The sequence below is a fragment of the Mesorhizobium sp. M7A.F.Ca.CA.004.04.2.1 genome (assembly GCF_004022825.1).
Classification (GTDB): domain Bacteria; phylum Pseudomonadota; class Alphaproteobacteria; order Rhizobiales; family Rhizobiaceae; genus Mesorhizobium.
In genome coordinates this window covers 1-9,802 of record NZ_RZPH01000109.1, presented here as the reverse complement: position 1 = coordinate 9,802, position 9,802 = coordinate 1, and the positions used below count along the sequence as shown (strand labels likewise).

General features: G+C 63.6%; 13 protein-coding genes. 9 read left to right on the top strand and 4 right to left on the bottom strand.

Annotated elements, in window-relative coordinates; translation table 11 throughout:
- From EN893_RS07660 to rpsP, 8 genes are all read left to right on the top strand, one after another.
- On the top strand, positions 1 to 939 hold a 939-nt coding region (locus tag EN893_RS07660), incomplete at its 5' end, for a putative zinc-binding metallopeptidase (protein WP_128361467.1).
- 63 nt (positions 940 to 1,002) lie between these two features.
- Positions 1,003 to 1,602: a DUF1236 domain-containing protein gene (locus EN893_RS07655; RefSeq protein ID WP_127269501.1), complete on the top strand. Its 600-nt coding sequence runs from the start codon at positions 1,003 to 1,005 to the stop codon at positions 1,600 to 1,602.
- Positions 1,603 to 1,756: 154 nt separating this feature from the next.
- Positions 1,757 to 2,689 (top strand): type II CAAX endopeptidase family protein, encoded by a 933-nt coding sequence (locus EN893_RS07650; protein ID WP_127269502.1) that lies wholly within the window; start codon positions 1,757 to 1,759, stop codon positions 2,687 to 2,689.
- Positions 2,690 to 2,781: 92 nt separating this feature from the next.
- Positions 2,782 to 3,069: a type II toxin-antitoxin system RelE/ParE family toxin gene (locus EN893_RS07645; protein WP_127269504.1), complete on the top strand. Its 288-nt coding sequence runs from the start codon at positions 2,782 to 2,784 to the stop codon at positions 3,067 to 3,069.
- A gap of 2 nt (positions 3,070 to 3,071) precedes the next feature.
- Positions 3,072 to 3,359 carry an addiction module antidote protein gene (locus tag EN893_RS07640; RefSeq protein WP_127269503.1) on the top strand — a complete coding sequence of 96 codons (288 nt, stop codon included), beginning with the start codon at positions 3,072 to 3,074 and terminating at the stop codon, positions 3,357 to 3,359.
- Positions 3,360 to 3,703: 344 nt separating this feature from the next.
- Positions 3,704 to 5,263 (top strand): signal recognition particle protein, encoded by a 1,560-nt coding sequence (ffh, locus tag EN893_RS07635; protein ID WP_127271191.1) that lies wholly within the window; start codon positions 3,704 to 3,706, stop codon positions 5,261 to 5,263.
- A 7-nt stretch (positions 5,264 to 5,270) separates the two neighbouring features.
- Positions 5,271 to 5,597, top strand: coding sequence for a chorismate mutase (locus EN893_RS07630; RefSeq protein ID WP_023811329.1), 327 nt, complete (start codon positions 5,271 to 5,273; stop codon positions 5,595 to 5,597).
- 51 nt (positions 5,598 to 5,648) lie between these two features.
- The gene (rpsP, locus tag EN893_RS07625) at positions 5,649 to 6,050 is read left to right on the top strand and encodes a 30S ribosomal protein S16 (protein ID WP_013528800.1); all 402 of its coding nucleotides are present in this window, start codon (positions 5,649 to 5,651) and stop codon (positions 6,048 to 6,050) included.
- 80 nt (positions 6,051 to 6,130) lie between these two features.
- On the opposite strand, the gene EN893_RS07620 is transcribed toward rpsP, so the two are convergent.
- The 3 genes from EN893_RS07620 to EN893_RS07610 all read right to left on the bottom strand — a co-directional run bounded on the left by EN893_RS07620 (position 6,131) and on the right by EN893_RS07610 (position 7,979).
- Positions 6,131 to 6,394: a glycine zipper domain-containing protein gene (locus EN893_RS07620; protein WP_127271330.1), complete on the bottom strand. Its 264-nt coding sequence runs from the start codon at positions 6,392 to 6,394 to the stop codon at positions 6,131 to 6,133.
- Between the two features lie 133 nt (positions 6,395 to 6,527).
- Complete coding sequence (locus EN893_RS07615; protein WP_127268218.1) at positions 6,528 to 6,938, bottom strand: DoxX family protein; 411 nt, start codon at positions 6,936 to 6,938, stop codon at positions 6,528 to 6,530.
- 111 nt (positions 6,939 to 7,049) lie between these two features.
- Positions 7,050 to 7,979 (bottom strand): bestrophin family ion channel, encoded by a 930-nt coding sequence (locus tag EN893_RS07610; protein ID WP_236382962.1) that lies wholly within the window; start codon positions 7,977 to 7,979, stop codon positions 7,050 to 7,052.
- Between the two features lie 162 nt (positions 7,980 to 8,141).
- Here EN893_RS07610 and EN893_RS07605 point away from each other — a divergent pair, with 162 nt between their 5' ends.
- Positions 8,142 to 8,549 carry an ACT domain-containing protein gene (locus EN893_RS07605; protein WP_127268219.1) on the top strand — a complete coding sequence of 136 codons (408 nt, stop codon included), beginning with the start codon at positions 8,142 to 8,144 and terminating at the stop codon, positions 8,547 to 8,549.
- Positions 8,550 to 8,711: 162 nt separating this feature from the next.
- On the opposite strand, the gene EN893_RS07600 is transcribed toward EN893_RS07605, so the two are convergent.
- Positions 8,712 to 9,746, bottom strand: coding sequence for an aspartate-semialdehyde dehydrogenase (locus tag EN893_RS07600; RefSeq protein WP_023814446.1), 1,035 nt, complete (start codon positions 9,744 to 9,746; stop codon positions 8,712 to 8,714).
- Between the last annotated feature and the right edge of the window lie 56 nt (positions 9,747 to 9,802).

Genomic DNA, 9,802 nt, shown 5'->3' with positions numbered 1-9,802 from the left:
GCCTGCAACTGGATGGCGGAACCGGGTCACGCTTTTTGCCGCGCTTGCGTGCTGAACCAGCTGATCCCGGATCTCTCCGTCGACGGCAACCGCCGCCGCTGGATCCGTGTCGAAGCGGCGAAGAAGCGCGCCATCTACTCGCTGCTGGCCTTCGGGCTGCCGGTGGCGCCCAAGCAGAACCCGGCCGACGAGATCGGCCTGGCATTCGACTTCCTCGCCGATCCGATCGGCGGCGGCCCCGGCGGCGAGCGGATTCTTACCGGCCACGACAATGGCCTGATCACGCTCAACGTCGCCGAGGCGGATTCGGCCGAGCGCGAGAAGCGGCGCGTCGAGATGGGCGAGAACTACCGCACCTTGCTCGGTCATTTCCGCCACGAGCTCGGGCACTATTACTGGGACCGCCTCATCCGCGACGATCCGCACAGGCTCGAAGCTTTCCGCGCACTGTTCGGCGACGACCGCGCCGATTACGAACAGGCGCTGAAGGCCTATTATGCCAATGGTGCGCCGCCCGACTGGCAGCAAGGCCACATCTCGGCCTATGCGACCTCGCATCCATGGGAAGACTGGGCCGAGACCTGGGCTCATCACCTGCACATCACCGACACGCTGGAAATGGTGCACGCGCTGAACTTTCCGCTCGGCCGGCTGGAGACGGTGGAGGCCAACGACTTGCCGCGCGGCGACACAGGCGGCGGGTTGCAGGCCGCACCCTCGGAGCCGGCGACCGCGCCCCAGCCTTTCGAAAAGATTCTTCCCCGCTGGCTGGTGCTGTCGGAAGCCTCCAATTCGATCAACCGCTGCATGGGCCTGCCCGACCTCTACCCCTTTGTCATTTCGGACGTCACGGCACGGAAATTGGAATTCGTTCACGAACTTCTGACCGATTTGCCTGGAGAACACGGAACAAATCGTGAGTTGGCGCAGGCGCTTTAGCGGGAACGCATGAGCTGCTGCCCCGTTTTCGCTGGCGAGGGACCATGAAAACGGAGAGAAACCATGAAATCCCTGTTGTTTCCTGCGGTAGCCGGAATGCTGACCGTGATGTCAGGCGCCGCGTTTGCCGATACCGCCGTCTCAGCCGTCACCGATCTTAACGTGCGCGCCGGACCCGGCCCGCAATATCCCGTGATCGGCGTGCTCGCCGCCGGCCAGTCGGCAACGCTCAATGGCTGCATCGAAAACAGCAAATGGTGCACCATAGCCGAGGCCGGCGGCCAGGGCTGGGTCTATTCCGACTATGTGACGGCCGATATCGGCGGCAGCCGCGTGGTGCTGACGGAACGGCGCTCCAGCGTTGCTGTCGTCTCGCCGCCGGAGGACATCGGCAACTACTCGACCGATTATACCGGCGCGATCATCGCCAGCGATCCGGTCGTGGATGACTTCCCGCCGCCTCCGGCTGAAGTCCGCACCTATGTCGATACACATCGCCTCGATCCCATCTATCTCGAAGGCGAAGTGGTGACCGGCGCGACCCTGCCCGACACCGTCGAGCTGCGCGAGATTCCGGACTACAATTACCGCTATGTCTATGTGAACGGCCAGCGGGCGCTGATCGATCCGCAGACCCGGCGCATCATGTACGTCGTTCGCTGACGACAAGCGGCCGCTGTGACAGCAGCGGCCGCCAGCAGGCCGCGCCGCCGCGCGGCGCTCTCCTGCGCTCTGGCCTAGTCCTTTGCGGAAAACCATTCCGATTTTCCCGGCCATCGGTTAGTCAATAGGCGATGACTTTGGCAAGGGAGCCCGCGTGACCATCGATCCGGCCGCCTTCGAGCGTTACAGGCATTCGCCGAACGCCAGGACGACCTTACCGCGCCTGTTGCTCGGAACGGGGATCGTGGTCCTTTTTTGGGCAGCAACCACCGTGGCCGTGCTGGTCGGCGGCACCTATGCGTTCATCGCCTGGCAGGCGACCCCATCATCCGGCATTCAGGGCTTCCTCGCTTCGCCCCTCGGCATCCTCACCGCGCTCGTCTCGTTTGCCGGCATCTGGATCGGCCTGTGGGTCGCGATGCGCTGGGTGCATGGCGAGAAGCTGTCGGCGCTGATCGGCAACAGCCGACGAGTTTCATGGCCCGACTTCCTCAAAGGGCTGATCGCCGTGCTGATCACGTCGTTCATATCCGAGGTCCTGCTCTATCTCTTGCAGCCGCAGATCACGCGTGGCCCGATCAGCTTGTCATCCTGGCTGCTGTTTGCGATCCCGATCGCCGCGCTCACCTTGGTGCAGACCTCTTCGGAAGAGCTGCTGTTTCGCGGCTATCTGCTGCGCGGTCTCGCCAGCCGGTTCACGAGCCCGGTAATCTGGGCCCTGCTGCCGGCCCTGCTGTTCACCTCGCTGCATTGGAGCGCGAGTTCGTCACCAGCCATCAATGCTTGCGTGCTGGCGTCGATCGCCGCTTTCGCGCTGCTGCTGACGCTTATCGTCTACGCAACCGGCAATCTCGGCGCCGCACTGGGTGCTCATCTCGGCAACAACCTGACCGGGTTTCTCTTGATCTCGCATCAGGAAAGCTACAATTCCTTCGCCCTGTTCAATGCCAGGCCGCTCGAGGGACCGGGCTGGGCGACGTCGGATGCGGTTCTCATCGCCTTCATCGGCATCGCCTGCAGCATGCTGACCATCGTGCTGCTTCTACATCCGCGTTCGCCGCTCAAGGTCGCCGCCGAATTTCCATAGTCGAGCCGGGAAATCCGTCTAGGCTGTTGCGGACTGTGAACTATTCTTCACATATGGATTGACACATCAAGCCTGTGAACTATAGTTCACAGATGGTCGAGGTTCGCCAAACCACCGACTTTCGCGACTGGCTCAACAGCCTGAGGGATAAGCGGGCCGCCGAAAAGATCGCGATCCGCATCGCCCGCGTCCAGTCCGGCCTCATCGGAGACGTGAAGTATTTCGATGGCATCGGCGAACTTCGGTTGGACGTTGGCCCTGGATACCGCCTCTATTTCATCAAGCGCGGCAACGAAATCATTATCCTGCTTTGCGGCGGCGACAAGTCCAGCCAGGGCCGCGACATCAAAAAGGCCATTCAGATGGCCAGGGAGCTATGATCATGGCAATCGAAACCGTTCCGTTTGATCCCGCCGAGCATCTTGGCAGCGCCGAAGGGCAGGCCGAGCTGCTGGCCGACGCCTTTGCGACCGGCGACCCTGGCTATATAGCAAACGCGCTCGGCATTGTTGCTCGTGCGCGCGGCATGACCGCTGTTGCAAAGGAAGCAGGCGTCACTCGTGAAGCTCTTTACAAAGCACTGAGGCCAGACGGTGACCCGCGCCTTTCGACGCTACTGGGTGTCACAAAGGCGCTCGGGGTGAAGATCACAGCCGAGCCGTCTAGTTAATCAGGGTTTCCAAAGACCCCTCGCGCGCAGAATTGTTTGCCCAATTCGCATGCCGGCAACCACTGCCGTGGCTGCCGCACGCCCTGCAATCCGGTCTTCGTCTTGACTCCGTGTCCGATTTCCTGTCTACACGCCCCGAATTCCGCGACGAGTATCCCTCCGAGCAAGCCGACCAGGACGCCGAAACCTCTTTGAGGTGAAGTGCTGTAAATCGATCCTGGAGGCCAACACCCGGCAGCGCTGAGCGCCCCCGGGTGCTTTTTGGTTTTGGCTTTTGGTTGGACACTGGGCGCGAACGCATTACCTCTCGGGCATCATCCGGATGCCAGGGAAAAGGAAAACGAATGTTTGAATCGCTACAGGAACGTCTTGGTTCGATCCTGAACGGCCTGACCGGCCGCGGCGCGCTATCGGAGGCTGATGTCTCGGCGGCGCTGCGCGAGGTGCGCCGTGCGCTGCTCGAAGCAGACGTGGCGCTGGAAGTGGTGCGCTCCTTCACCGACAAGGTGCGCGAGAAGGCCGTCGGCGCTGCCGTGGTCAAGTCGATCAAGCCCGGCCAGATGGTCGTCAAGATCGTCCATGACGAACTGGTCGAGATGCTCGGCGCCGAAGGCGTCGCCATCGATCTCAATGCCCCGGCGCCGATCGTCATCATGATGGTCGGCCTGCAGGGTTCGGGCAAGACGACCACTTCGGCCAAGATCGCCAAGCGTCTTTCCGAGCGTCAGAACAAGAAGGTCCTGATGGCCTCGCTCGACACGCGGCGCCCCGCCGCGCAGGAGCAGCTTCGCCAGCTCGGCGAACAGGTCAAGGTCGCCACGCTGCCGATCATCGACGGCCAGTCGCCGGTCGACATCGCCCGCCGCGCCGTGCAGGCGGCCAAGCTCGGCGGCCACGACATCGTCATCCTCGACACCGCCGGCCGCACCCATATCGACGAGCCGCTGATGGTCGAGATGGCCGACATCAAGAAGGTGTCGAGCCCGCACGAAATCCTGCTGGTCGCCGATTCGCTGACCGGCCAGGACGCAGTCAACCTGGCCAAGAGCTTCGACGAGCGCGTCGGCATCACCGGCCTCGTCCTGACCCGCATGGACGGCGACGGCCGTGGCGGTGCGGCTCTTTCGATGCGCGCCGTCACCGGCAAGCCGATCAAGCTGATCGGCACTGGCGAGAAGATGGACGGGCTGGAGGAATTCCACCCCAAGCGCATCGCCGACCGCATCCTCGGCATGGGCGACATTGTCTCGCTCGTCGAAAAGGCCGCCGAGAACATCGACGCCGAACAGGCGGCGGCGATGGCCAAGAAGATGCAGTCGGGCAAGTTCGACCTGAACGATCTCGCCGGTCAGCTTCAGCAGATGTCGAAGATGGGCGGCATGGGCGGCATCATGGGCATGATGCCCGGCATGGGCAAGATGAAGGACCAGATGGCCGCCGCCGGTCTCGACGACAAGATGTTCGGCCGCCAGCTCGCCATCATCTCGTCGATGACCAAGGCCGAGCGCGCCAATCCCGATTTGCTCAAGCATTCGCGCAAGAAGCGCATCGCCGCCGGTTCCGGCACCGACGCGGCCGAAATCAACAAGCTGCTCAAGATGCACCGCGGCATGGCCGACATGATGAAGGCGATGGGCGGCAAGGGCAAAGGCGGCGGCCTGATGCGCGGCATGATGGGCGGCATGATGGGCGGCGGCATGCCGGACCTGTCGAAGATGGACCCCAAGCAGCTCGAAGCTTTGCAGAAGCAGGCACAGGCAGCCGGCCTCGGCGGCGGCATGAAAGGCCTTCCTGGCGGCGGTGGCCTGCCCAGCGGAATGCCCGGTCTGCCCGGCGGCATGAAACTCCCCGGGCTCCCCGGCCTCGGCGGTGGCGGGCTGCCCGGCCTTGGCAAGAAGAAGTGAGGACGCCATGAACGAAGAGAAGGACATGGCCGACGCCCGCGCTCTCCTGGCCGATTACCGCGCCTCGATCGACAACATCGACGCGGCCCTCATCCACATGCTGGCCGAGCGCTTCCGCTGCACCAAGGCGGTCGGCGTGCTGAAGGCGACGCATGGCCTGCCGCCGGCCGACCCGGCACGCGAGCAGCAGCAGATCGCCCGGCTTCGCCAGCTGGCGAAGGATGCCCATCTCGACCCGGATTTCGCGGAAAAATTCCTCAACTTCGTCGTCCGCGAAGTGATCCGCCACCACGAACAGATCGCCGCTTCCAACGGCGTGATGAAAGCCGGCTGAGAAACCAGCCACCAACCGACCAACCAAATCAGCCTTTTTAGGAGAAAATAAATGCCCTTGAAGATCCGACTGGCCCGTGCGGGCTCGAAGAAGCGTCCTTACTACCACGTCGTCATTGCCGACGCCCGTTCGCCGCGTGACGGCCGGTTCATCGAGTCGATCGGCTCATGGAACCCGCTACTGCCCAAGGACGGCGAACGCGTCAAGGTCGACGCCGACCGCGTCAAGCATTGGCTGGCGCATGGCGCCCAGCCGACCGACCGCGTGCTGCGCTTCCTCGACGAGGCCGGCCTCGTCAAGCGCGACGCCCGTTCCAACCCGAAGAAGGCCGAGCCGGGCAAGAAGGCGCAGGAACGCGCTGCCCTTCTGAAGAAGGCGCAGGAAGATGCCGCTGCTGCTGTTGCGGCCGCCGCCGCTGCACCGGCCGAGGCGGAAGCCGCCACCGCCGAATAATTGCTCTATTCGCATCCAGGAAAACGGCGGGCCATGTGCCCGCCGTTTTCCTGTCCAGTTCTGTCTGTAAGAGCTGCCGATCAATAACCGTCCGGGCAGCGGTCGACGTAGACGCGGCCACGGCGATCACGGTAGCGGCATTCGCCACGCTCGCTCGCCCGGCCGATCAGCGCGCCGGCAACGGCGCCGACAGCACCACCGACGACGGCGCCTTCAACCGGATCGCCAGCGACCGCCGCACCGACGGCAGCGCCACCGAGGCCGCCTACGGCCGCGCCTTTTTCCGTTTGCGAACAAGCGGCGAGCGGCACCAGCAGCGCCATCAAAAGCATCATTTTCTTCATCATCGTTCCTCTCCGATAGGAGCCGCCTCCGCCGCCAGGCGAATCTCTAACTCGCAACTCCGCGATTCGATCCCTGAGACATTACCCGGCAAAGGGTCAGGCTTTCAGCGGAAAGCGATGCTTCGATCTGGATCTAACGGCTGAACGGGATCAGCGCGCGGACCCTGGCATCGCGCAGATACAGGCCGCCCCACAGGATAATGCCGAGATAGACGCCGAACAGCATGTGCGAGAACAGCGGGTTGTCGACGCGGACATTGGTGGCGATAGCGCCGCCCATATAGGCGGTGAGCAGGATGGCGCCGAGCACCGAGGTGCGCGGCAGTGCATAGAGAGCGGTCGAGATCAGGCTGATGACGCCCAGCATGCGCGCGACATTGGCATCGGCCGGCCAGCCGAGCGGCACCATCGTCTGGGTGACGACATCGAGCGGCGGCAGCTTGATGACGCCATCGAAGATCATGAACAGCACGATAACGCCGCTGAGCGCGCGGCCGGTCCATAAAGCGCCCGGCGAGACGGGCGCGGTTTCGGAAATGCTCATGGTGGTCCCTCCTAGTGGTTCGAGCCCTTTTCGCTGGGGTCGAACCAAGGACGTGGCATGGGGCTGCGATCCGACAGAGGTCCGGATTGTTTTAAGCCCGCGCGCCTTCGCCTACGAAAAATAGAACTTTTCCGCCGGCATCATCTTCGGCGGGGTCTCGCCCAGCGCTTCGAATACCGAGATTTCGCAGACACGACAGAGGCCGTCGAGTGCAAGGTCGTTGGCCTCGGTGCCGAACGGATCCTCGAGCTCTTCCGAAAGCGCGTCGAGGCCGAAGAAGGTGTAGGCGATCAGCGCCGTGAACAGCGGCGTTGCCCAACCGGTGGTCGAGATCAGGCCGATCGGCAGCAGCAGGCAGACGATATAGGCCGTGCGATGCACCAGCAGCGTGTAGGCGAAGGGTAACGGCGTACCGGCGATCCGCTCGCAGCCGGCCTGGATGGCGGCGATCGACGCGAGCCTCTCATCGAGGATACGAAAGCCGATCGAGTCGACATCGCCCGCCCGGCGCTGCGCATTGGCACGCCGGCCCATGCGCCTGACCATCTCATCTGCCGGATTGGAAAAGGCTGCGGCCTTGTCCGCCTCGGCGTCGATGAAGGCGCGGGCATCCTTCATGCTGTCGATCTTGCGCAACTGCCCGCGCAGGAAATGACAGAAGGCGAGCGCTTCCATCAGCAGGGCGCGCTGCTCGGTCTGGTCCGGGATGAGGCTGGTGGTGGCGCGGGCCAGGTTGCGCATTTCGAAGACCAGCGCGCCCCACAGCTTGCGCGCCTCCCACCAACGGTCGTAGGCGGCGTTGTTGCGGAACGAGAGATAGATCGACAATGTCACGCCGACGAGGCCGAAAGGCGTGATGTTGAAGACGCTGAAATCAAGCTGGAACCGGCGCGCCACGGCCAGGATGATCGCGGAATAGAGCGCGAAGCCCAATATCTGCGGCAGGATGCGTGGCACGACCGAACCGCGCATGATGAAGAACAGCTGCAGGAATGTGGGGCGCGGGCGAACGATCATCGAAGGCCTTTCACGGACCGGCATCGGCCCTCAGCTCCTCTATTGTGCGATGCGACAGGTCCGCAAGCCCAGCCGCCAGCGACATCGCCATGTCGTCCTTGCAGCGCCAGGACTATCGGCACGCGCCGGTCGCGGATATTGAAGAGCACGTGGGCTGCGGCCCATTTCTGCAGGCGAGAGAAACGAATGACCGGCGAGACCGATCTGAAGACACTGCTGGCATCGATGACGCCGGAACTGCTGGCCGGCACCTATGTCTTCGCCACGCTGGCGCCTGGCGTCGCTCAGCCGGAAGGCCTCGAGCCGGTGATGGTGTTTCGCGAGCGCGAGGGCGTGACGCTGATCGTAACCGAGGAGAAGGCCATCGCTGCGGCACTGACCGCGTCATTCCGCTGCCGGATGGTCACGCTGAACATCCATTCGTCGCTGGAGGCCGTCGGCTTCCTCGCCGCCATCACCACGCGCCTCGCCGCCGCCGGCATGGGCGTGAACCCGGTTTCGGCCTTCTACCACGACCATCTGTTCGTCCCCGCCGACCGGGCGGAGGAAGCGCTGGAGCTGCTGGTTGGGTTGGCGGCTGAGAATCGAAGCTGAGGCTGGTGCTGCCCCTCATCCCCCTGCCGGGACCTTCTCCCCGTGAACGGGGAGAAGGGAGCTAACGGCCAAAGGCCGAGCACGCGACTGCGGGCCGCCGATCGTTCGGCGCCCCCGCGGAGGGCCCGCCGCGGCAGCGGCGATACGGCCCGTGAGCGAAAACTAAGCCGCCTTCTTCTTCGGCTGGATCAGGCCGCGCTCGACCAGCAACTCGGCGATCTGCACCGCGTTGAGTGCGGCGCCCTTGCGCAGATTGTCGGAGACGATCCACATCGACAGGCCATTGTCGATGGTCGAATCCTCGCGGATGCGCGAGATGAAGGTGGCGTCCTCGCCGGCCGATTCCAGCGGCGTGATGTAGCCGCCGTCCTCGCGCTTGTCCAAGACCTGGCAGCCTGGGGCTTCACGCAGGATATCCCGCGCCTCGTCGGCGGTGATCGGCTTTTCGAACTCGATGTTGACCGCTTCCGAATGGCCGATGAACACCGGCACGCGCACGCAGGTCGCCGTCAGCTTGATCTTGGGGTCGAGCATCTTCTTGGTCTCGGCGACCATCTTCCACTCTTCCTTGGTGGAGCCGTCGTCGAGGAACACGTCGATGTGCGGGATGACGTTGAAGGCGATGCGCTTGGTGAACTTCTTGACCTCGACGCCATCGGCGACGAAGACCGCGCGGGTCTGGGTAAAGAGTTCGTCCATACCTTCCTTGCCGGCGCCCGACACCGACTGGTAGGTGGCGACGACGACACGCTTGATGGTGGCGAAGTCATGCAGTGGCTTCAATGCCACCACCAGCTGCGCCGTCGAGCAATTCGGATTGGCGATGATGTTCTTGCGCGTGAACAGCGAGATCGCGTCCGGGTTCACTTCCGGCACGATCAGCGGCACGTCCTGGTCGTAGCGGAAGGCCGACGAATTATCGATGACGACGCAGCCCTGCTTGCCGATCTTCGGCGACCATTCCTTGGAGACGCTGCCGCCGGCCGACATGATGCAGATGTCGGTGTCGGAAAAATCATACTGGTCGAGCGTCTTCACCTTCAGCGTGCGGTCGCCGAACGACACTTCCGTGCCCTGGCTGCGCCGCGACGCCAGCGCCACGACTTCGCTTACCGGAAAGCCGCGCTCTTCCAGTATGTTGAGCATTTCCCGGCCCACATTGCCCGTGGCGCCGACGATCGCTACCTTGAAACTCATCGAAAAATCTCCTGTCCCTCTCCGCTTGGTTTTTGGAGAAACCCGCTGGCCGATGC